Origin of the sequence: Hydrocarboniphaga effusa AP103 (genome assembly GCF_000271305.1) — a bacterium.
In the GTDB taxonomy this organism is placed as follows: Bacteria; Pseudomonadota; Gammaproteobacteria; order Nevskiales; family Nevskiaceae; genus Hydrocarboniphaga; species Hydrocarboniphaga effusa.
In genome coordinates this window covers 1-20,211 of record NZ_AKGD01000002.1, presented here as the reverse complement: position 1 = coordinate 20,211, position 20,211 = coordinate 1, and the positions used below count along the sequence as shown (strand labels likewise).

The window sequence follows — 20,211 nt, the reverse complement described above, 5'->3', positions numbered from 1 at the left end:
CGGCGCTCATGCAGCTTCAAACACTCGCCATCGGTGTTTACTGGACTCCCGCCACAGCCGTGCCGCCCACCGCTTCGAGGTAGATCGGGTTGCTGTAGAACCACAGGTCGGACCAGGCCGCGACGTCGTATGCCACCGCCTTCTTGCCCGAGATCGGGCCGGCCGACGCGGTCGGCAGGTGATCCGGGCAGCCGTCGAACTGGCTGTTCGCGCTGTGCGCCGTGTTGCACGGAATGGCCAGGCGGGCGGTGTTGCCGGCGTTGGTGTAGACGTCGGCCAGCGGGTTGCCGTTGGCGTCGGTTTCATACGGAACCGAAGCCGGCAGGTTGGTACCGCGCAGACGCACGTACTGCGATGCGTTGACCGCCGGAATGCGGTAGCTCATCTGCAGGAAGGTGCTGCCGTCGACCGGCGAAAGCACCGGCTTCCAGGCGCTGGCGCCGCCGTTGCCGAAGGTCTTGACGACCGCGGCGCTGAGGTTCTTCGCACCGGCCGGAACCACCGAGAGATCGGCGGTGGTGCCGTCTTCCTTCAGCCAGGCGGTGTTGCGCGGCCATTCACCGTAGTACTCGCCCGAGCTCGGGCTCTTGTAGCCCGTCACCAGGCCACGGATCAGGTCGACGTGGTCGAGCACCGGCGCGTTGATCGGCTGGGTGATGTTGACCTGGGCGAGCGAGGGGTTGGGGAAGGTGTACGGGGAGAAGTTGGTGCCCGCCGGATCGCGCACGACGATCGAGACGATCACGTCCGCACCGGCCGGAACCACGAGCTTCTCGCCCATGGTGGCGCAGCCCTTCACGCCGAGCGCTTCGTTGTTGGCGGCGGCTTCGAGCGAGATCTCGTTGACGCGCGCTTCGTTCTTGCCGCCTTCGGCCGGCTTGGCGACGCAGGCGACGAACGACAGGCGATCGATCAGCTCGCCTTCGGTGACGAAGGTGTTGCCGGTGCGCAGTCCGTCGACGATGTCCTGCGGCTGCTGGCGGTTCTTGCGGTCGCGCACCAGTGTGTAGTTGTGCTGGTATTCGCCCGGGTAGAAGTCCTGCGTCGAGCGACGGTCATCGGGGCTGAACTGGCCACGGTTGTGCCAGTCGGAGCTGCCGAAGAACCACCAGTTGCGGCCTTCGCCGAGCAGCGCGTCCCACACGCCGCCGACCACCGCGCCGTAGACGCCGGTGCCGCCGTAGGTGGTGCCGCCGACCGAGTCGACCTGGCCGACGCCGCTACCGAAGTTGTTGCGTCCCACCGAGTATTCGCCGCGGTTGTCCGAAGCGTGGTGGCCCGGCTGCGTTTCGAAGCCGAAGGCGACCTGCGGAGCGGCGTTGTTGAAGTCGCGCAGGTGCTCGATGTTGTAGCCGTTGTTGCCGTTCGGGTTGAACGGGCCCGGACGTTCGAGGTGAGCCGGCACGTAGTACGACTGTTCCGGATGGAAGGCTTCCATCCACTCGAGCGAGGCGAGCGACTTGGCGTGGCCACGGTCGCCGGTGCCGGTGCCCGAAGCCGGCATCAGCTTCAGCGCGGTGGCGTTCCAGCTCACGTCGGCCGAATTGGCGAGGCCCGGAACCGAGCAGTCCCAGTTGTTGCCGACCGAGCTGCCGACCACCGCGTTGCCGCGGCTGGTGTCGGTGTCGTTACGGTCGAAGCAGTACTCCCACTGCGCCAGCGCGTCGGCGTTGCCGACCGCGGTATAGCGGCTGGTGTTCGGGGCGACGATCGGCCCCTGCGGCAGCGTGGCCTTGGGCTTGTCGAGCGAAGCCGGAATCTGGCCGGTGATGACCGCCATCGAAATGTGTTCGTGGCCGGGGCCGTTGGATTCGACGCCGGTGAACACCGGAATCTTCTTCAGGGTGCCGAGGTACTCGTTGACCGGGTACTGGTACTCCTGGATCGATTGCCAGCGCCACATGTTGCGGCTGTTGCCCGAACCCGAGACCAGGCCCTTGGGCTGGACCGCAGGCGAGCTGTTGAGCCAGGTCGTGGTCGGGCCCTGGCCGGCGACGTACGGGTACACCGGGGTGGTCAGGCTCTCGTCTTCGACCAGCGTGCAGTTGCGGTTGCCGCTGCCGCCGTGTCCGGCCTGGACGAACCAGTCGAGGCCGAAGCTGCCGTCGGCCTTGTCGGTCGACTTGCCGATCATCTTCTGCATCGAGACGGCGCCGTCCGAGCAGGTCGTGTGGTTGTGGAAATCGCCCGCCACGTAATGGCCGGTCGCCGCCTCGGCGCTGCCCGGCGTCATCGCCGCGCCCGCACCGACCGCAGCGGCCACCGCGAGGGCCATCTGGGTCTTGCTGAAATTGCCGCTCATCTTCATCCCTGTACTCCCAAATCTTTTGGAAAAGTTGTTCTACCGGCGAGCCGTGACGAATCGCGGCACGAGTAGCGGCGGGAGTGTCTGTGGGCTGAATGACCAGACCGTGACGTTTTGGTTATATCGATCGCGGCATCCGGCAACTGCCTCCCAAACAGGAGCCTAAATTTTTATTTAAGGGGCTGGCGGAGCCATTTTTTCGAGCAGCTCCGGCGCTTCCGCGCGCGCGGGCGCGAGCTCGGCGAGCCGTTCGAGCAAGTTGCGGGCGGCACGCTCGTCGACCGCTGCGAGAGTGCGCGCCATCGACAGCAAGGGGTCGTAGGCCGGACGAAAATCCGCGCTCGTGCGCAGCACCTCGAGCAGCGGCTCACGCACTTGCGCGAGCATCCGGCGCGCGTCGGGTGAAGGCTGCACCGCGCGGCCGGATTCGACGAAGCGATCGCGCGCGCGCCAGTACGCGGCGAGCCGATGCAAAGGGTCCGCGCCGACAGCGGGGCCGAGGAGTTCCCGTGGCTCGATGCGCCATTGCCGCAGCAGTTCGATCATGCGATCGCCCGGCAGCGAATCGGGCGCGTAGGTGATCGCCGGAGCGCGATAGGCCACCACCGGGTGATCGTCCGTATTGGCCGGCGCAGTACCCGCGAAGGCCTTCAGCGCGGCGGGGCCCGCGACGAAACCACCGAGCAGCGCGAATTCGTCCTCGATGCCGAACTCGGCCGGCATGCGCTCGGCCCGCACGCTCGCGAGCCTGCGGCCCAGCGATTCGAAGTCGAAGCCTCCGTCGTCACGCCGGCCGACGAGCCCGAGCACCGGCGTCTGCAGGCTGTTGCTCGCGAACATCGCGCTGGCGTGCGGATAGACCACGACGAACGACTGCACGATGCTGCGCAGCGTTTCGTTGTCGAGCTGATGCAGCGGCAGCCATTGGCAGAACAGGCCGTCGTCGCTCAGTCGCTCGCGCACCGCCGCGAAATGCTCGACCGTGTAGAGCGAGCCCGAGCCGCTGCGCGCCGGATGGAAATTGTCGGCGACGACGACGTCGTAGCGCCGCTCGCTCGCCCGCACGTAGCGGCGCGCGTCGGCCGCGATCCGATGCAGGCGCGGATTCGGCTGTGCCGAAACGACATCGGCGAAGTGCTTCGAGGCATCGATGACCTCGGGCAACAGTTCCACCGCATCGACTTCGACGGCGGTATCGAGCGCGGCGGTCGAGGCGGTGACGCCGGTTCCGAGCCCGAGGAACAAGGCACGCCGTGGCTGCGGATGCAGCAGCATCGGCAGCCAGGCCTGGCGCCCATCGACGCGCAGGCTCGCGCTGCTGCCTTCCTGCTGGCGATTGTCGAGGCGCAGCCGACGCACCCCCTGCGCATCCTCGACCACGCTGACCGCGGCCATCACGCCGTCGCGGTACTCGACCACGTGTCCGCCTTCGGGCACCTCGACGATCGCGAGTGCAGGCGCGAGCAGACCCAGCAAGGACGCCACACCCGCCGGCAACCACAGCATCGGCGAACGCCAGCGACGCGCGGCGATCAGCGCGAGATAGCCTGCGCTGAGCAGCAGCAGTGCGAACTTGGGCCCGAGCATCGGCAGCGCGAGCACGCCGAACAGCGGCGGAGCCGCCGCCGCCCCGAGCGTGTTGACGCCGAGCACGCGGCCGAACGGCACGCCGGCCGCATGCGCGCGATTGCTCAGATCGCTGAACACCGCGCCCATGAACAGCGTCGGCAATGCGAACACGCCGAGCGCGAGCAGCGCTTCGACGCTCAGCGCGGCGCGCATGCCGAAGCCGAACAGCGCAAGCCACTGCTGCTTGAGCGCATCGGCGTACCACAGACTCGCAGTGCCAAGCAGGCAGCTCACCGCGAGCGCGGCAAGCAGCGCATCGCCGAAGCGCTCCGCATCGCGCACGCGTGATCGCAGTCGCTGATAAACCGCGGCGCCGAGCGCGCTGCCGACCAGATAGACCGCGAGCAGCAAGGCGAAGGTGTACACGGTGTCTTCGGCGACTTCGCTGAGCACGCGCACCACCAGCACTTCGAAGCCGATGCCGAGCAGGCCGGTCGCCGCGAGCCGGATGAGCAGCGAACGAGCCTGGCGTGCCTCGCCGCCGGCCGGCGCGATCGCAGCCGTCGCGCGCTGTGGAAACAATGAGGCGGCTCCGAACGCACACAGCAGATTGAGCGCGATGCAGACCGCCGCCGTGCGCCGCAAGCCGAGTTCGGGCGCCAGCCAGAACGCGATCGCAAGCACGCCGCAGACCGCGCCGACGGTATTGCTCGCGTAGAGCGGCGCGATCGAGCGGCCGCGGCGCTGCCACTGCGCGGCGAGCTTTTCCATCGCCGGCAAGGTCGCGCCCATCGCCGCTGTCGCCGGCAGCAGCAGCAAAAAACTTCCAGCGAACGCCACCGCCCATTGCCAGGGCGGTGATGGCTGCGCTCCGATCAGGCCGAGCAAACCATCGCTCATCCACGGCATCGCCAGTGCGAGCACCAGACTCCAGGCCGCGATCGCGAGTTCGCAGCCGACGTACCAGCGCAAGGGTTTCGCACTGGCTTCGATGCGCGATCCGAACAGCAGCGCGCCGGCGGCGAGCCCGCCGAAGAAGGCGCCGACCACCGCGAGCACGCTCGCCGATTCGTGGCCGAGCCAGAGCGCGCATTGCTGCGTCCAGACGATCTGATAGCCCAGCCCGGCGAAACCGGAAGCCGCCATCACCAGCAGCGAAGCCTTCACGCGCCACATGAGCGATGACTCAAGCGCCGAAACGGATCGTGTAGCCCCAGGAGTCGAGCCGCAGCGGAATGGCATTGAACGACAGCGTGATGCGCCGCTCGCCCTGGTTGTGCGGCACCGCGTGCATCAGATAGCTCGGAAACAGCACCAGGTCGCCGGGCTGCGGCGCCGGGCTGACCCATTTGTCGGCGTTGTAGGCGCCGGGTTTGGTGCGCGCATGATCGTTCTTGAAGATGAACTCGCTGCCGCCGGGCGACTTCATGAACACCGTCTGCGCCGATGCATGCACCGGCGTCAGATACACCACGCCCGAGACGAAGCTGTTGGCATGCGTGTGCATGGCCTGGTGCCCTCCGTTTTCGAGCACGTTGACCCACATTTCCTTGATCGCCCAGCCCATCTGCTCGCCGAACAGCTGCGCGCCGAACTCGATGATCTTCGGCGTGATGAGCCCGGCCGCCTCGGAGAACAGGGGGCTTTCGCTCGGCTGCAGCATCGCCGTGTGCGAGAGCCTGGTCGAGGAGTTGTTCTCGTTGGTGGTGTTGCGGCCGAAATGCTCGGCCAGGCCTTTGACGAGTGCAGGGCCCAGCGTCGCCCGCGCGCGCAGGAAGGGCGTCGGGAACAGGCCGATGATTTCATCCATGCCGCGTCGAGTCTCTTTGCCGATCGTGTGCCGATGACCGCGGCCGCCAGCGGCACCACGGAACGTGCCATGGTGCCCGGCGCAGATGATCGTTTCGTGTCAGCCGCGGGCCGGCCGCGTGCGACCGGCCCGCGCTGCCGAGCGCTCAAGCGATGCAGGCGATGCTCAGGCGCCCATCGCGGCGAGCCTGGCCGCAAGCCGCTCGCGCATGGGCGGTGTCGCAGCCGCCATCGGCGCGCGACAGCGCGCATCGATGAGCCCCTGATGCGCGAGCGCCGCCTTGACGCCGGCCGGATTGGGTTCTTCGAACAGCAATTGAATCAGCGGCCAGAGCCCATGAAACAACTCGCGCGCCTCGTTCGAGCGCTGCTCGCGAATGGCCTCGAAGAGTGCGGTGTAGCGCTCGGGGAACACATGCGCCGCAGCCGATATGGCGCCGACGCCGCCCGCGCACAGCGTGCTCAGGATGTTGCCGTCTTCGCCCGCGAGCACTTGCAGCGGCGTACGCGTGATCAGGTCGAGCGTCAGCGCCGGGCTGCCTCCGCAGTCCTTCACCGCCACGATGTTGCGGTGCCTTGCGATGCGCTCGAAAGTCGAGAACTCCATCGCCACACCGGTGCGATACGGAATGTTGTAGGCGATCAGCGGGCAAGCCGCGCGATCGGCCAGATCCAGAAAGTAATCGACGATCGCGGCCTGCGAGGGCCGCACGTAATACGGCGGAGACACCAGCAGGCCGGCCAGCGGACGCTCGCGCAAGGCCGCGAGCTGCTCGTGCAGGCGTCCGCGATGCGGCCCGCCCAGGCCCATGACGATGCGCGCGCCCTGCACCGCGGCCCGCACGCTGTCGAGCACTGCCAGCTGCTCGCGCTCGTCGAGCGCATGCGCCTCGCCGGTCGACCCACAGACGACGAAGCCCGCCACATCCGGCGCGAGCTTCGTCGCGAGCGCCCTCAAGGCGGGGTGATCGACCGATCCGTCGGCCGAGAACGGCGTCACCAGCGGCACCCAGATGCCGGAAAAATCAGTTGCGGCAGTACTGCTCATTTCAAACTCCCATGACGAAAGAACCGACCGAAAAGGCCAGGCTCGCGAGGGGTTCGAAGGATCAGAAAAACGCTTGGATGAAACGCCCGTCAGCGAACCTGACGGGACACGCGCCCGGTCAGGAGGACGCGGGTTTTTTGTCTTTCGCGCAGCCGGACGCGGCGGCGAAGCCGTGCAGCGTGCAGAACAGGAAGGCGCGAACGATGGACATGCGCGCAGTATCCCCGGGCGCCAAACGCAGCGTCAATCGAGGAGCGCGCTGCCGCGTGGCATCATGCACCTCAAATCCATCGCTCGATGCCTGATGAAGATCGCCACCTGGAACGTCAACTCGCTGCGCGTGCGGTTGCCGCATCTGCTCGACTGGCTCGCCGCCAATCCCGTCGATGTGCTCGGCATGCAGGAGCTCAAGCTCGAAGACGCGGCGTTTCCGCATGCGGAACTCGCGGCCGCCGGCTGGCATGCGGTGACCAACGGGCAGAAGACCTACAACGGCGTCGCGATCCTCGCGCGCGATCCACCCCAGGACGTGTCGCGCGACATTCCGGGCTTCGACGATCCGCAGAAGCGCGTGATCGCGGCCACCATCGGCGACGTGCGCGTGATCGACTGCTACGTCGTCAACGGCCAGTCCGTCGGCAGCGAGAAGTACGAATACAAGCTGCGCTGGCTCGCCGCCCTGCATGAGTACGTGCGTGTGGAGCTCACGAAATATCCCAAGCTCGCCGTGGTCGGCGATTTCAACATCGCGCCTGGCGATGCCGACGTCTACGACCCGGTGGCCTGGGCTGAAGACGTGCTGTGCTCGCCGCTCGAGCGCGAAGCTCTGCAGAAGCTGCTGGCGCTGGGCCTAGTCGATTGCTTCGAGCAGAAGACGCCCGAGGGCAATCGCTTCACCTGGTGGGATTACCGGCAGATGGCCTTCCGCCGCAAGATGGGCCTGCGCATCGACCACGTGCTCGCCTCGCCCGTGCTCGCGCAGACGCTCACGGCGGTGACGATCGACCTGGTCCCACGCCGCCTCGAGCGGCCGTCGGACCATGCGCCGGTGATCGCGGTCTTCGACTGAGGGCCGAGCAACGACGGCGGCTGACGCGTCCGCGCCGCCAAGCACCCTACGGGCGCGGAGCGCCAACCGAGACCGGGACGATGAGCTCGCGCGTCAAACCATCGGGCGGCTTCGGCAGCGGGGCGGCGCGTCGCAGCAGAGCGAGCGCTTCCTGGTCGAGTGCGGCGACACCGGAGCTTTTCTGCAGGCGCAATGCCGAAACGCCGCCGTCCGCCGCGACCGTGAACGCCACTTCGCTGCGCGCCGAGGCGAGCACGCCGGGCAGGCTGCGGCGATGCCGGTCGAGGTGACGACGCAGGTCGGCCAGATAGCCCCCGCGTCCACCGCCGGCAGAGCCACCACTTCTGGCGAATGCGCCCGCTGCGATGGGCGCCCCGCTCTGGTTCGTGCGCGGCGCAGACGAAATCCCGGCCGACGTCTGCGGCGTGGCTTCGGATGCGGCGGGCCTGCCCAGCTGCACGGGCTTGCTTGCGAGCCCGAGCCTGTCGGCGATGCGTTCCGGACTCGGATTCTGCTGCGGCTGCTGCTGCGATGGCGACGCAGCAGCTGGCTTGTCCGCCTCTGATGCCAGCGGCGCAGCCTGCTCGGACTTGCCATCACCGAGCCCGTTGCCTACGCCGAACGGCAACTGCGACCCGCTGCCCGAACCGAGCACCAGTCCGAGCAGGATCAGCAGATGCACCGCGATCGCGACGTACAGCGAGAGCGCCGTCTTCACGGCCGGCCAGGCCTCAGCCGCCGCCGCGCTGCGTCGTCAGCAGCTGCACCCGGATCACGCCAGCGGCGCGCAGCACTTCGAGTATCACCACCACGCGCTCGGCCTGCGCTTCGGCATCGGCCTTGACGATCAGCGCCTGGTCGCCCGCGCCGGCCTGCCAGCTCTGCGCCTTGAGCAGCAGTTCGTCGGGCTCGACGATCTGGCCTTCGAAGGCGACGCGGCCGCTCGCATCGATGACGACGGTGTCCGGGTCGGGCTGCTGCTGGGCGCTTGCGTTCGAACGCGGCGGATTCACCGGCAAGGCGTCGGGCGCGGCGATCGCGCCGACCAGGATCACGAAGATCAGCAGCAGGAACGCGAAATTGATCATCGGCACCATGTCGATGGAGACCGACGAACGCGGCTTGGGCGTCGCGAGCTTCATGGCGCTTCGGCCGCGCGGCCGAGCGTGAGTTCGGCGCCCGAGGGCTTGAGCGTGTCGAGCGCGTCGACGACCTGCTGCAGGCTCACGCCGGCGCCCGGAACCAGCACCGCGCGCACCGGGCCACGACGCAAGGCGGCGTCCACTTCACCGACCGAGGCGCTCTGCCCGGCCAGCCGGTAGCGGCCGTCGCCGAGCACTTCGATCACCAGCGATTCGCCGCTCGCCGCGTCGACCGGATTCGACAGCGCCAGGCTCCAGCTGCGCCAGTCGCCATAGTTCGAAACCAGCATGAAGAAGAACAGCAGCACGAACATCACGTCGACCAGCGAGGTCAGCACGATGGTGTTGCGTCGGCGCGGCGGCCTGGCGGCGAGGCGCACGAAGGCGAACTCAGCTGCCGCGCAGCGCCGGGCCGGAGGTCAGCAGCTGCGTGAGCACGGCCTCCATGCGCAGTTGCAGGCGCTCGACCTGGCGTTCGAGGAAGTTGAACGCGGCGAGCGCGAGGATGGCGATCGCCAGGCCGCCCGCGGTGGTCAGCAGCGCCTCCCACAAACCGCCCGACAGGATCGCGGGGCTCACGCGATCACCGGCGGCCTGCAGCTGCTGGAACGCCTGAATCATGCCGGCGACGGTACCGAGCAGGCCGAGCAGCGGGGCCATTTGCGAGATCACTTCGAGCGGGCGCAGCAGGCCACGCAAGGCGTCGAGCCGCTGGGCCGCGAAGCTTTCGATGCGCTCGCGCGCCTGGGCATCGTTGAGCGTGTCGTCGACGCGCAGCGTGATCGCCTCGCGCATGACTTCGGCCAGCGGCGAAGGCGAAGCCGCAATGGCGGACAGCGCCTGGTCGGCGAAGCCGCGCTGCCAGGATTCGATCACGCGCGGCACGAAGCGCGTATCCCAGATGCGCTGGTCCCAGAACTCCCACAGCTTGACGAGCACGATGGTGACGGTGGCCACCGACAGCAGCAGCAACACCGCCATGGTCGGCCCGCCGAGCCGCAACCATTCCAAAGCCTGTGACATTCCCTAGTTCTCTTGTTTGCTGCGTTTTTGTCGGGCTCGAACGGCAACGTCGAAAGCCCCTCTCTCCCCGCCTTCGGCGGGACTCTCTCCCGCACGCGGGAGACAGGAACAGAACACGTCAACGCGCCGGAACCACCTTGGCCTGGCCGACCGCCCGCGGGTCCGAGGCCGCTTCGACGACGCCGCTCTTCGGGTCCCAGCTCACGGCCTGCAAGTTGCCGTAAGTGCGCGACTGCTTGAGCTCGTAGCCCATGCCGCGCAGCGCCTGCTGCTCTTCGGCGCTCAGGGCGTTGGGCTCGAACTCGACCACGTCGGGCAGATATTGATGGTGAATGCGCGGCAGCGCCACCAGATGGGCCACCGAGCCGCCGTCGATCCAATCGAGCAGGCCGAGCAAGACCATGGTGATGATGCGGCTGCCGCCCGGCGTGCCGAGCACCAGCAGGCCGCGCGGGCCTTCGACGAAGGTCGGCGTCATCGACGACAGCGGGCGCTTGCCGGGCGCGACGAGGTTGGCCTTGGAGCCGATCAGCCCATAGGCGTTGCTCGCGGTTTCGCTGGCGGCGAAATCGTCCATCTCGTCGTTGAGGAACACGCCGGTGCCGGGCGGCATGTAGCCCGAGCCGAACGAGAGGTTGATCGACAGCGTCGCCGCCACGCGATTGCCCTCGGCGTCGAGGATCGAGAAGTGCGTGGTGTTGTCGCCTTCCTTGTACGGATTGGCGGGCGGCAGCACGCTGCTCGGCGTGGCCTTGTTCGGCGTCACGCTCGCAGCGAGTTCGCGCGCGTAGCTGCGCGACAGCAGCTCGGCCGTCGGCACCTGCACGAAATCCGGGTCGCCGAGATACGCCGCGCGATCGCGATAGCCACGGCGCAGGGTTTCGACGAGCTGATGCCTGGCGGTGACACCGCCTTTGCTCAGCCCCTTGAAATCGAGCAGTTCGAGCTGCTGCAGCACTTCGCCGAGCGTGATGCCGCCGGCCGACGGCGGCGGCGAGGTGACGATGCGGTAGTCGCGGAAATGCAGCTCCACCGGCTTGCGCTCGATCACGGCGTAGCGCTGCAGATCCTCATCGGTCCAGATGCCGCGCTCGGCCTTCACGCCGGCGAGCAGCAGGCGCGCGGTTTCGCCTTTGTAGAAGCCATCGCGACCTTGCGCGGCGAGGCGTTCGAGTGTGGCCGCGAGCTCGGGCTGGCGCAGCAGGGCGCCGGTCTTGGGCGGCTGACCATCGACCGCGAAGGTCGCCTTGGCGGCCGGCGAGAGCCGCTTCCAGCTGTAGCCGAAGGCATCGGCGAGCTTGTCGTCGCAGGCGAAGCCATCGCGCGCATAGCGAATGGCCGGCGCGAGCGACCGCGCCAGCGGCAGCTTGCCGTAGGTCTTGGCGAGATGTTCGAGCGCAGCCGGTTCGCCCGGAATGCCGGCCGCCAGCGCGCCGTCGCGCGACAGCTTGTCGATGGCCTTGCCCGCTGCGTCCTGGTACATCGTCGCGCTCGCGGCGAGCGGAGCGGTTTCGCGGCCATCGACGAAAGTTTCGAAATCGTCGGCCGCGCGATGCAGCAGCCAGAAACCGCCGCCGCCGATGCCCGATCCGGTCGGCTCGACCACCGCGATCGCCGCGCTGACCGCGACCGCCGCGTCGAAAGCGTTGCCGCCCGCGGCGAGCACTTCGAGCCCGGCCTCGGTCGCCAGCGGATGCGCGCTCGCGACGGCGTAGGCGGTGGGCTTGGTGGCAAGTTCGGCAGCCTGTGCGTTGAGTGCAAAACCGCAGCAAAGCAGCAGCGCAGCCACAACACGCTGTTCCCCTCTCCCACGTGCGGGAGAGGGAGCGCTGCCCGAAAAGCGCACGCGATCACCCAACAGCGCTCCCTCACCCCTGCCCCTCTCCCGCACGCGGGAGAGGGGATGATTCAGTTGCAGCGCCAGCTCGAGCAACCGGATGACCATCCCTTTCATGCCTCATCTCCATCAGGCGGCGACGCAGGCTCGAGCTTGGCCAGCGCCACCAGCTTTTGATACTTGTCGAGCAGCTGCTCGCGCGACTCTTCGTGCTCGGGATCGAGCGGAATGCAGTTCACCGGGCACACGCGCTGGCACTGCGGCACCTCGAAATGGCCGACGCATTCGGTGCAAAGCGACGGGTCGATCTCATAGATCTCGATGCCCTGGTAGATCGCCTGGTTCGGGCACACGGGCTCGCAGACATCGCAGTTGATGCACTCGTCAGTGATCTTGAGCGACATCGTCTGCGTTCCTAGCGGGCCGGCACGCCGTCTGCGCCGGGCTGCGCGCGCGCGGCGTAGCGCTGGGCCATCACCGTGCAGACCATCAGCTGCAGCTGGTGATAGAACATGATCGGCAGCACGATGAGCCCGAGCGGCGTGTCGCCCATGAGCAGCTTGGCCATCGGAATGCCGACCGCGAGGCTCTTCTTCGATCCGCAGAACACGCCGGCGATTTCGTCTTCCTTCGAAAAGCCGAAGCGCCGCGCGGCGAACATCGTCGCGCTCAGCGCGAGTGCGAGCAGGATCAGCGCGAGCACGCCGGTCTGCAGCAAGGTGATCGCCCCGTACTGCGACCAGATGCCGGCCTGCGTCGAATCGCAGAAGGCCGAATAGACGATCAGCAGAATCACCAGCCGATCCGACTTGCTCACGAAGGACTTGTTGCGGGCCACCCAGCCGCCGATCCAGCGGCGTGCGATCTGCCCCGCCACCAGCGGCAGAAACAGCTGCGTCGCGATCTTGCTGAACTGGTCGAGCATCGAGCCGCCCGATGCGCCGCCGTCGCCACCCACATGCAGGAACAGGTTCACCAGCAGCGGCGTGACGACCATGCCGAGCAGGCTCGACAGCGTGGCGTTGAAGATGGCGCCCGAGACATTGCCGCGCGCCATCGTCGTCATCGCGATCGAGGTCGAGATCGTCGACGGCAGCGCGCACAGATAGAAGAAGCCGGCGAGCAGGCCCTCCGGCAGCCAGCCGCGGCCGATCAGCATGAAGGCGATGCCGATGAGCGGAAACACGCCGAAGGTCGACAGCTGCACGAGCAGGTGCAGCCGCCAGTTCGTCACACCCGCTTTGAGATTCGCGAACGACAGCCCGGCGCCCGCGAAGAAGAACACCAGCGCGACGCCGAATTCGGTCACCACGTCCAGATGCAGCGGACCGTCGCTCGCGCCGATCTGCGGCGCCAGCGCGGCGAGCACCACGGTGCCGATCATCAGCAGCACGAAGCCGTCGACCGGCAGGCGGTTCAGCAGCGTCTTCACTTCGGTAAAACCGCTCGGGGCATCACTCAGCCATCAATCAATTCGAAGGCCGGCCGAAGCGTTCGAGCAGCGGCTTGATGACGGCCTTGGGCACCAGTTTTTCGACCGGAGCGCCCAGGCTCGCGAGCTCGCGCACGAGGCTCGACGACAGGTGCGCGTATTCGGGCGCCGGCGTCAGCATCACGGTGTCGAGTTGCGGATACAGATCGCGGTTCATCACCGCCATCTGCTTTTCGTAGTCGACGTCGACCACCGTGCGCACGCCGCGCACCAGCACGTTGACGCCGTTGTCGCGCGCGAAATCGACCACCAGGCCCGAGAAGCCCTTGACCTCGACGTTCGGCAGATCGGAGGCCACCTGCTGGATCAGCGCCACGCGCTCTTCGAGCGAGAAGCGCGGGTTCTTGGCGACGTTGTGGCCCACCGCGACGATCAGGCGCGGAAACATGCGCGCGGCGCGATGGATGATGTCGCTGTGGCCCAGCGTCACCGGATCGAAGGTGCCGCTGTAGGCCGCGACGATGGGCGGCAGGCTGTTCACCGTTCGGTCTCCGCTGATGGCTCGGGCGGCCAGTCTACCCGAGGGCCGGATCGCCGGCCGGCGGCTCCGAAGGCGCGCTCCAGCTCGCGAGCCCGAAGCAGACCTGCCCGGCCTGCTTCTCGCGCAGCAGGCTCCAGCCCGCGGCGAGCTGCGGCGGCTGGCCACGCGGCCATTCCAGGTAGACGCGGTTGTGGGCCTTGAGCCGCGCCGGCAGCGCATCGAGCGCCTGCTGCAGCAGCGGGCTCGCATACGGCGGATCGAGCAGCACGAGATCGTATTGCCGGGTTTCGCGGGCCAGCAGCGAAAGCGCCTCGTCCTGCCGCACCTGCGCGTTGTGGGCGCCGAGCTTTTGCAGCGCGCTGCGAATCGCCTGCGCCTGCTCGGCTCCGCGCTCGCAGAAGGTCACGAAGGCCGCGCCGCGCGACAGCGCCTCGAGCCCGAGCGCGCCCGAACCCGCGAACAGGTCGAGCGCCTCGGCGCCTTCGATGTACGGCGCAAGCCAGTCGTACAGCGTCTGCCGCACGCGATCGGGCGTCGGCCGCACGCCGTCACCGTCGACGAAATCGACGATGCGGCTACGCCACTGGCCGCCGATGATGCGCAGCTTGCCGAGCGGTCGCCGGCTCATGCGCGGGCACCCGTCGCGACGGGCGCGGTGAAGCTGAAGTCAGAGCGAAGCAGAGTCATTCGGCGATTTTGAAGCTTTGCTCCAAACCTCGCACCCAGGGCTCGGCCCGGTCGACGAGCGCCGCGAGCGGCTGCGCTGCCACATCGAGGCTCAGCGCCGGCTCGTCGGGCTGCGGAAGCTCCAGGGTTTCGAACTGGCTGCGCAGCAGCGACACCGCCATGAAGTGATCGCGCCGCCGCACCAGCCGCTCGCGCAGCAGCGCCTCGTCCGCATGCAGTTGGATGAAGCCGACCTGCGCGTGCGCGCCGCGAATGCGGTCTCGATAGCGTCGCCGCAGCGCCGAGCAGCTCACCACGGCCGAGTCTGCCGAAGCGAAACAATCGTCGATCACCTGCGCGACCGCCGCGAGCCAGGGCGCGCGGTCCTCGTCGGTCAGCGCCACGCCGGCGCCGAGCTTGGCGAGATTGCCGGGCGTGTGCAGCTCGTCGCCCTCGATGAAACGCCAGCCGAGCCGCTCGGCGAGCAAACGCCCGAGCGTGCTCTTGCCGCTGCCCGAAACGCCCATGCAGACGATCACGCACGCCGTCTTCATCGTCGTCGTCATCACATCACCCGCGAGGCCATCGCGGGCGATTGCTCGATGGCGTCTTCGATGATTTCGAGCGTGTGCCGGCACTCTTCGCGGCTCGCCGGTCCGCCGAGGCAGACACGCACGGCTTCGGGTGCGGGCCCGGTCACCGTGAAGGTATCCGACACCACCACACCGACGCCGTGCGCGCGCAGATGCGTGGCGAACTCGATGCGCGTCCACGGCTCGGGCACCTCGAGCCACAAGTGGAAGGCTTCGGGCTGCGAGCGATAGCGCGCCTGGCGCAGCACCTCGCGCGCCATCTGCTGGCGCAGCCTGGATTCTTCGCGAATCGCATTCGTCGCCGCCTGCACGGTGCCATCGTTGATCCAGCGCGTCGCGAGCTTGACCATGAACGACGAGGCCATGACCGTGGTCGTGCGCATCGCGGCCGCGACACGCGCGGCGTAGCGCGCGTTCGGCAAGGTCACGTAGCCGATGCGCAATCCCGCGCCGAGACACTTGGCGAAGCCGGTGACGTAGAACGTCAGCTCGGGCGCGAGCGCGGCGAGCGACACCGGCGTTTTCACCGGCAGCATGCCGTAGGGATCGTCCTCGATGATCGGCACGCTGTAGCGGCGCGCGATCTCGGCGATCGCCTCGCGACGCTCGCGCGACATCGTCGCCGTGGTCGGATTGTTGAAGGTCGGATTCAGGTACAGCGCCTTCGGAAGATCGGACGCGCAGAGCGCGCCGAAGGCTTCGGGATCGATGCCTTCGTCATCGGTCGGCAGGCCGATCAGGCGAATGCCGAGCTGGGCCGCAAGCCCCTTGATGCCCGGATAGGTCACCGCCTCGCAGGCGATGCCGTCGCCGGGCCGCGCGAGCACCGTGAACAGCGCGAACAAGGCGCCCTGCACGCCCGGGCAGACCAGCACGCGCGAGCCGTTGATGCCCGGCACGTTCGGCGCGAGCCAGTGCGCGCCGGCTTCGCGATCATCGAAGTGACCGCCGAATTCCTGATAGCGCAGCAGCGCATAGGCATCGCTCTCGTTCCACAGCGAGCTCATGCCCTCGCGCAGCCGGGCGAGCAGCGCGCGATCCTGCGGCTCGGGCGGCATGTTCATGGTCATGTCGACGAGCACGTTCGACGTGGCTCGCCGCACCGGCCCGCTGCGCACGGTTTCGCGCACGAAGGTGCCGCTGCCCGCGCGCGTATCGATGAGCCCGCGCTGCTGCGCCTCCGCATAGCCACGCGCGACGGTCGTGAAGTTGAGCTTGAGCGCCGTGGCGAGCACGCGCAGCGTCGGCAGGCGTTGATTGGCGGCGAGCTTGCCGGACTGGATGTCGTCGGCGAGCGCGTCGGCGATGGCGAGATAGGCGGGCTTGTCGCTCGCGCGGATGGCGGCGGCCCAGCGGCTGGCTTCGTTGGACATGGAGTCGTGAGGCTTCCGAAGTGCGGTGCGAGCGCGGGATGAAGTGATCGCACTATAGCCGCAACATTCCGAAAATTGTTGCTTTTTGATTGCATTTCAATGCGATCAATGATGGTGCTCGATTGCCCCGTCACGGGCCATTCCCGCACCGCGCCGAGGCACACGTCGGGTCCGGCATTCCGCGAGCGAAGTCGGAAACGCATGCGATCAATGCGCAACACTTCCGATCTTTAGAAAACAGCTCGAAAAATTTTTCGAATCGCTTCCGTAATGTCTCTTATTGATCGCATCGCAGGCGCTTTGATCGTGCGATCAATGGCACATCGGTTGCCCTTGTTCCGGTGCAGCAAGCGGCCGGCGCGAGACGCGACGGTCCATCAAACCCACCGGAGACCGTCATGCCCGCAGTCAACAAACCCGCTCACGAGAAAGGCGATTTCTTCGTCGACTACGAAGAGAAAGTGTTTCCCGACGTCAAAGCCGACCCCGGCGAAAAAGCGCTGATCACGTTCCACACCGTGGCGTTCGAAGGCTCCATCGGCCTCGTCAATCTGCTGCAGGCCAAGCGCTTGCAGCGCAAGGGCTTCGAAACCGCCGTGCTGCTCTACGGCCCCGGCGTCACGCTCGGCGTGCAGCGCGGTTTTCCGAAGATCGGCGACGAAGCGTTTCCGGGCCATCAGAACTTCAACAACCAGCTCAAGGCCTTCATGGACGAAGGCGGCAAGGTCTACGCCTGCCGCTTCGCACTGCAGGCGCTCTACGGCCACGGCGAACCCTCGTTGCAGCCGGGCATTCGCCCGATCAATCCGCTCGACGTGCTCGACCTGATCCTGCTGCATCGCAAGGCCGGCGCTTTCATTCTGGATACCTGGACGCTGTAAGGAACGGGGCGTCGTGGTGGTGGGTGACGCGCTACGCGCCAACCCACCCTGCGACCGCTGCGTAGGGCGGGTCGCGACCCGCCGTGCTGGATTCATCACCGAGCGCCGTCATGAGCCACTCCGTCACCGTCGCCGCCGTGCAGCTGTCGCCCGTACTGGGCAGCCGCGAAGGCACCATCGCCAAGGTTTGCGATGCGATCGCGCAAGCCGCCGAACGCGGCGCGACGCTGGTCGTTTTTCCCGAAACCGTGGTGCCGTACTACCCGTACTTTTCGTTCATCACGCCGGCCGTGCAGATGGGCCCGGCGCATTTGAAGCTTTACGAAGAGGCGGTGACGGTGCCGAGCGCGGCCACCGATGCGGTGGCGGCTGCGGCACGCAAGCACAAGGCCGTGGTCGTGCTCGGCGTCAACGAGCGCGACCACGGCACGCTGTACAACACGCAGCTGATCTTCGACGCCGACGGCACGCTGGCGCTCAAGCGTCGCAAGATCACGCCGACGTATCACGAGCGCATGGTCTGGGGCATGGGCGACGGCTCGGGCCTGAAAGTCGTCGACACCGCCGTCGGCCGCGTCGGTGCGCTCGCCTGCTGGGAGCACTACAACCCGCTCGCGCGCTACGCGCTGATGACGCAGCACGAGCAGATCCATTGCTCGCAGTTTCCCGGCTCGCTGGTCGGCCCGATCTTCGCCGAGCAGATGGAAGTGACGATGCGCCATCACGCGCTCGAATCGGGCTGCTTCGTCGTCAATGCGACGGGCTGGCTGAGCGAACAGCAGATCGCGCAGATCACGCCCGATCCGCAATTGCAGAAGGCGATGCGCGGCGGCTGCTACAGCGCGGTGATTTCGCCCGAAGGCAAGCACGTGGTCGAGCCCCTGCGCGAAGGCGAAGGCATGGTCGTGGCCACGCTCGACATGGCGCTGGTCACCAAGCGCAAACGCATGATGGATTCGGTCGGCCACTACGCGCGACCGGAGTTGCTGTCGCTGAACCTCGATGCACGCGCCGCCGCGCCGCGGCATCTGTCCTCATCCGATTCCCTTTCGCTGCCACGGAGCACGAGCGATGAACCGTCCGCTGCCGAATGACGCTGCTGCCTCGTTGAAGCTCGACGCAGAACCGGTCGAGGCATCGATCGGCGCATCGATCAATGAACTGATCACCGAGTTGCAGTCGAAAGGCTTGCGCCTCGCCGATCTCGATGCCGGCGCGCCGAGCCGTCGCGGCGGCGCAGGGCCGTCCGATCACAAGGCCGTGACCATCGACGGCCACACGGTGATGATTCCGGTGCATACGGGCGCAGCGGCGGCATCGCCGTTCTATGCCGATGCGCCCGATGCCGAAGGCCGCGTGCGCCTGCATCGCGACGGCGGCAAGCTCGCAACGATCAGCTTTCCGAAGCAACCGAAATTCACCAGGCTGCAAACCGCGGACGGCATTTCGTACGGCAAGATCGCGCAGCTGCACGGCCACGACGTGCTCGCGACCACCGTGCTGCAAACCTGCATCCGCTACGGACGCCGCAGCACGAGCTGCCAGTTCTGCTCGATCGGCGAATCGCTCGCCAACGGCCGCACGATCAATCGCAAGACGCCAGAGCAGCTCGCCGAAGTGGCGAAAGCCGCGGTCGAACTCGACGGCGTCAAGCACATGGTGATGACTACCGGCACGCCGAACTTCACCGATCGCGGTGCCGAGATTTTGTGCGAGTCCGCGTTCGCCGTGAAAGCGGCGGTCGATCTGCCGATCCAGGCGCAATGCGAGCCGCCCGATGACCCGATCTGGTTCTCGCGCCTGAAAGCCGCCGGCGTCGACAGCCTGGGCATGCATCTCGAAGCGGTCACGCCCGAAGTGCGCGAACGCATCATGCCCGGCAAGGCCACGGTGACGATCGAGCAGTACATGACCGCCTTCGCCGACGCGGTGAAGGTGTTCGGTCGCGGGCAGGTCAGCACCTACATTCTGGCGGGCCTCGGCGACACGCGCGAAGCGATACTCGAGATGTGCGAGCGGCTCATCGCGATCGGCGTTTATCCGTTCGTGGTGCCCTTCGTTCCGAACTCGGGCACGCCGCTCGAAAACCATCCTTCGCCCGATCCGATGTTCATGCGGGCCATCGTCGAACCGCTCGGCCGCATGCTCGTCGAGGGCGGCCTGAAGTCGGCCGACATCAAGGCCGGTTGCGGGCGTTGCGGCGCCTGCTCGTCCTTGTCCGCCTACGAGAAGAAGTGAGCCAATGAACATTGCGCCGACGCCGTTCATTCCGGGCGAATACATCGTCAAGCACGTCGAGAACAGCTGGGAGCAGCGCGGCTGCCTCGCACTGCGGCGCGCGGTGTTCTGCGCCGAGCAGCAGGTGTTCGAGGACGATGATCGCGATGCGATCGACGAGCGGGCGATTTCGATCGCGGCGATCGCCTGTGTCGCCGGCATGGCCGAGGACGTAGTGGGGACGGTGCGCATCCATCGCGCTTCCGATGACGGCTTGTGGTACGGATCGCGGCTGGCCGTGCATGCGCATTATCGCGGGGCGGCGTGGCTGGGAACGCAGTTGATCGTTCATGCGGTGAGCACGGCGCATGCGCGGGGTTGTTCGCGGTTCTTGGCAACCGTGCAGGTGCAGAACGTGCGGCTGTTCGAGCGCTTGCATTGGCGATCGCTGGAGGCGGTGGTGGTGCAAGGCAGGCCGCATGTGTTGATGGAGGCGGATCTGGCGGCTGCGGTTTATGCGCCTCGTGATTTGAACGAGTTGCGGTTTTATAGCAGCGTTCGGATGGCGGCTTAGCGATGGCGCCTGTTGGGGCTACCGCGCGGGTGTCGTTGCGAACGGAGAGTTTTGACCTCGCCGGTCGGGCGTTACTTCTCTTTGCTTGTGCAAAGAGAAGTAACCAAGAGAAAGCACACCCTGGTGACGCAC

Annotated in this window: 20 protein-coding genes; 5 read left to right on the top strand and 15 right to left on the bottom strand. The window is 67.2% G+C overall.

Translation table 11 applies throughout. From position 1 onward, the window contains the following. Positions 1-37: 37 nt before the first annotated feature. From WQQ_RS11525 to WQQ_RS11510, 4 genes are all read right to left on the bottom strand, one after another. A complete protein-coding gene (locus WQQ_RS11525) occupies positions 38-2,308 on the bottom strand; it encodes a hypothetical protein (protein WP_007185353.1) in 2,271 nt (756 codons plus the stop codon). A gap of 171 nt (positions 2,309-2,479) precedes the next feature. Next, complete coding sequence (locus tag WQQ_RS11520) at positions 2,480-5,050, bottom strand: fused MFS/spermidine synthase (RefSeq protein ID WP_007185352.1); 2,571 nt, start codon at positions 5,048-5,050, stop codon at positions 2,480-2,482. Between the two features lie 10 nt (positions 5,051-5,060). Beyond that, complete coding sequence (locus tag WQQ_RS11515; RefSeq protein WP_007185351.1) at positions 5,061-5,684, bottom strand: TIGR02466 family protein; 624 nt, start codon at positions 5,682-5,684, stop codon at positions 5,061-5,063. Between the two features lie 165 nt (positions 5,685-5,849). Next, on the bottom strand, positions 5,850-6,731 hold the full coding sequence (locus WQQ_RS11510; RefSeq protein ID WP_007185350.1) for a 4-hydroxy-tetrahydrodipicolinate synthase family protein: 882 nt from the start codon (positions 6,729-6,731) through the stop codon (positions 5,850-5,852). 304 nt (positions 6,732-7,035) lie between these two features. Here WQQ_RS11510 and xth point away from each other — a divergent pair, with 304 nt between their 5' ends. Continuing rightward, positions 7,036-7,800 (top strand): exodeoxyribonuclease III, encoded by a 765-nt coding sequence (gene xth / locus WQQ_RS11505; RefSeq protein WP_007185348.1) that lies wholly within the window; start codon positions 7,036-7,038, stop codon positions 7,798-7,800. Between the two features lie 46 nt (positions 7,801-7,846). On the opposite strand, the gene WQQ_RS23025 is transcribed toward xth, so the two are convergent. The 11 genes from WQQ_RS23025 to WQQ_RS11450 all read right to left on the bottom strand — a co-directional run bounded on the left by WQQ_RS23025 (position 7,847) and on the right by WQQ_RS11450 (position 16,407). Continuing rightward, the gene (locus WQQ_RS23025) at positions 7,847-8,518 is read right to left on the bottom strand and encodes a TonB family protein (protein WP_007185347.1); all 672 of its coding nucleotides are present in this window, start codon (positions 8,516-8,518) and stop codon (positions 7,847-7,849) included. A gap of 13 nt (positions 8,519-8,531) precedes the next feature. Next, entirely contained in the window at positions 8,532-8,942 is a 411-nt protein-coding gene (locus WQQ_RS11495; RefSeq protein WP_007185346.1) for an ExbD/TolR family protein, read from the bottom strand. Next, positions 8,939-9,322 (bottom strand): ExbD/TolR family protein, encoded by a 384-nt coding sequence (locus WQQ_RS11490; protein ID WP_007185345.1) that lies wholly within the window; start codon positions 9,320-9,322, stop codon positions 8,939-8,941. The genes WQQ_RS11495 and WQQ_RS11490 overlap by 4 nt, the downstream gene beginning before the upstream one ends. A gap of 10 nt (positions 9,323-9,332) precedes the next feature. Further along, positions 9,333-9,965: a MotA/TolQ/ExbB proton channel family protein gene (locus tag WQQ_RS11485; RefSeq protein ID WP_007185344.1), complete on the bottom strand. Its 633-nt coding sequence runs from the start codon at positions 9,963-9,965 to the stop codon at positions 9,333-9,335. A gap of 118 nt (positions 9,966-10,083) precedes the next feature. After that, positions 10,084-11,754: a gamma-glutamyltransferase gene (gene ggt / locus WQQ_RS11480; RefSeq protein WP_007185343.1), complete on the bottom strand. Its 1,671-nt coding sequence runs from the start codon at positions 11,752-11,754 to the stop codon at positions 10,084-10,086. A 161-nt stretch (positions 11,755-11,915) separates the two neighbouring features. Then, positions 11,916-12,206 (bottom strand): YfhL family 4Fe-4S dicluster ferredoxin, encoded by a 291-nt coding sequence (locus tag WQQ_RS11475; RefSeq protein ID WP_007185342.1) that lies wholly within the window; start codon positions 12,204-12,206, stop codon positions 11,916-11,918. An 11-nt stretch (positions 12,207-12,217) separates the two neighbouring features. Further along, positions 12,218-13,234 carry a bile acid:sodium symporter family protein gene (locus tag WQQ_RS11470; RefSeq protein WP_007185341.1) on the bottom strand — a complete coding sequence of 339 codons (1,017 nt, stop codon included), beginning with the start codon at positions 13,232-13,234 and terminating at the stop codon, positions 12,218-12,220. Positions 13,235-13,271: 37 nt separating this feature from the next. Beyond that, on the bottom strand, positions 13,272-13,775 hold the full coding sequence (gene coaD / locus WQQ_RS11465; protein ID WP_007185340.1) for a pantetheine-phosphate adenylyltransferase: 504 nt from the start codon (positions 13,773-13,775) through the stop codon (positions 13,272-13,274). A gap of 34 nt (positions 13,776-13,809) precedes the next feature. Continuing rightward, positions 13,810-14,403 carry a 16S rRNA (guanine(966)-N(2))-methyltransferase RsmD gene (gene rsmD, locus WQQ_RS11460; protein WP_007185339.1) on the bottom strand — a complete coding sequence of 198 codons (594 nt, stop codon included), beginning with the start codon at positions 14,401-14,403 and terminating at the stop codon, positions 13,810-13,812. 55 nt (positions 14,404-14,458) lie between these two features. Continuing rightward, positions 14,459-14,995, bottom strand: coding sequence for a gluconokinase (locus WQQ_RS11455; RefSeq protein WP_157534665.1), 537 nt, complete (start codon positions 14,993-14,995; stop codon positions 14,459-14,461). Positions 14,996-15,006: 11 nt separating this feature from the next. After that, positions 15,007-16,407 carry an aminotransferase-like domain-containing protein gene (locus tag WQQ_RS11450; protein WP_007185337.1) on the bottom strand — a complete coding sequence of 467 codons (1,401 nt, stop codon included), beginning with the start codon at positions 16,405-16,407 and terminating at the stop codon, positions 15,007-15,009. Positions 16,408-16,805: 398 nt separating this feature from the next. On the opposite strand from WQQ_RS11450, the gene WQQ_RS11445 reads away from it, so the two are divergent. The 4 genes from WQQ_RS11445 to WQQ_RS11430 all read left to right on the top strand — a co-directional run bounded on the left by WQQ_RS11445 (position 16,806) and on the right by WQQ_RS11430 (position 20,079). Further along, positions 16,806-17,288, top strand: coding sequence for an MSMEG_0572/Sll0783 family nitrogen starvation response protein (locus WQQ_RS11445; protein WP_007185335.1), 483 nt, complete (start codon positions 16,806-16,808; stop codon positions 17,286-17,288). Positions 17,289-17,398: 110 nt separating this feature from the next. Next, on the top strand, positions 17,399-18,382 hold the full coding sequence (locus WQQ_RS11440) for a Nit6803 family nitrilase (RefSeq protein WP_007185334.1): 984 nt from the start codon (positions 17,399-17,401) through the stop codon (positions 18,380-18,382). 70 nt (positions 18,383-18,452) lie between these two features. Continuing rightward, positions 18,453-19,526 (top strand): MSMEG_0568 family radical SAM protein, encoded by a 1,074-nt coding sequence (locus WQQ_RS11435; protein WP_040454279.1) that lies wholly within the window; start codon positions 18,453-18,455, stop codon positions 19,524-19,526. 4 nt (positions 19,527-19,530) lie between these two features. Then, a complete protein-coding gene (locus tag WQQ_RS11430) occupies positions 19,531-20,079 on the top strand; it encodes an MSMEG_0567/Sll0786 family nitrogen starvation N-acetyltransferase (protein ID WP_007185332.1) in 549 nt (182 codons plus the stop codon). Positions 20,080-20,211: the final 132 nt, after the last annotated feature.

Coding starts and splice junctions, on each gene's coding strand:
- WQQ_RS11525 (WP_007185353.1), bottom strand. CDS start 2,308: ATGAAGATGAGCGGCAATTTCAGCAAGACCCAGATGGCCCTCGCGGTG.
- WQQ_RS11520 (WP_007185352.1), bottom strand. CDS start 5,050: ATGTGGCGCGTGAAGGCTTCGCTGCTGGTGATGGCGGCTTCCGGTTTC.
- WQQ_RS11515 (WP_007185351.1), bottom strand. CDS start 5,684: ATGGATGAAATCATCGGCCTGTTCCCGACGCCCTTCCTGCGCGCGCGG.
- WQQ_RS11510 (WP_007185350.1), bottom strand. CDS start 6,731: ATGAGCAGTACTGCCGCAACTGATTTTTCCGGCATCTGGGTGCCGCTG.
- xth (WP_007185348.1), top strand. CDS start 7,036: ATGAAGATCGCCACCTGGAACGTCAACTCGCTGCGCGTGCGGTTGCCG.
- WQQ_RS11495 (WP_007185346.1), bottom strand. CDS start 8,942: ATGAAGCTCGCGACGCCCAAGCCGCGTTCGTCGGTCTCCATCGACATG.
- WQQ_RS11485 (WP_007185344.1), bottom strand. CDS start 9,965: ATGTCACAGGCTTTGGAATGGTTGCGGCTCGGCGGGCCGACCATGGCG.
- WQQ_RS11475 (WP_007185342.1), bottom strand. CDS start 12,206: ATGTCGCTCAAGATCACTGACGAGTGCATCAACTGCGATGTCTGCGAG.
- rsmD (WP_007185339.1), bottom strand. CDS start 14,403: ATGAGCCGGCGACCGCTCGGCAAGCTGCGCATCATCGGCGGCCAGTGG.
- WQQ_RS11455 (WP_157534665.1), bottom strand. CDS start 14,995: ATGAAGACGGCGTGCGTGATCGTCTGCATGGGCGTTTCGGGCAGCGGC.
- WQQ_RS11450 (WP_007185337.1), bottom strand. CDS start 16,407: ATGTCCAACGAAGCCAGCCGCTGGGCCGCCGCCATCCGCGCGAGCGAC.
- WQQ_RS11445 (WP_007185335.1), top strand. CDS start 16,806: ATGCCCGCAGTCAACAAACCCGCTCACGAGAAAGGCGATTTCTTCGTC.
- WQQ_RS11440 (WP_007185334.1), top strand. CDS start 17,399: ATGAGCCACTCCGTCACCGTCGCCGCCGTGCAGCTGTCGCCCGTACTG.
- WQQ_RS11430 (WP_007185332.1), top strand. CDS start 19,531: ATGAACATTGCGCCGACGCCGTTCATTCCGGGCGAATACATCGTCAAG.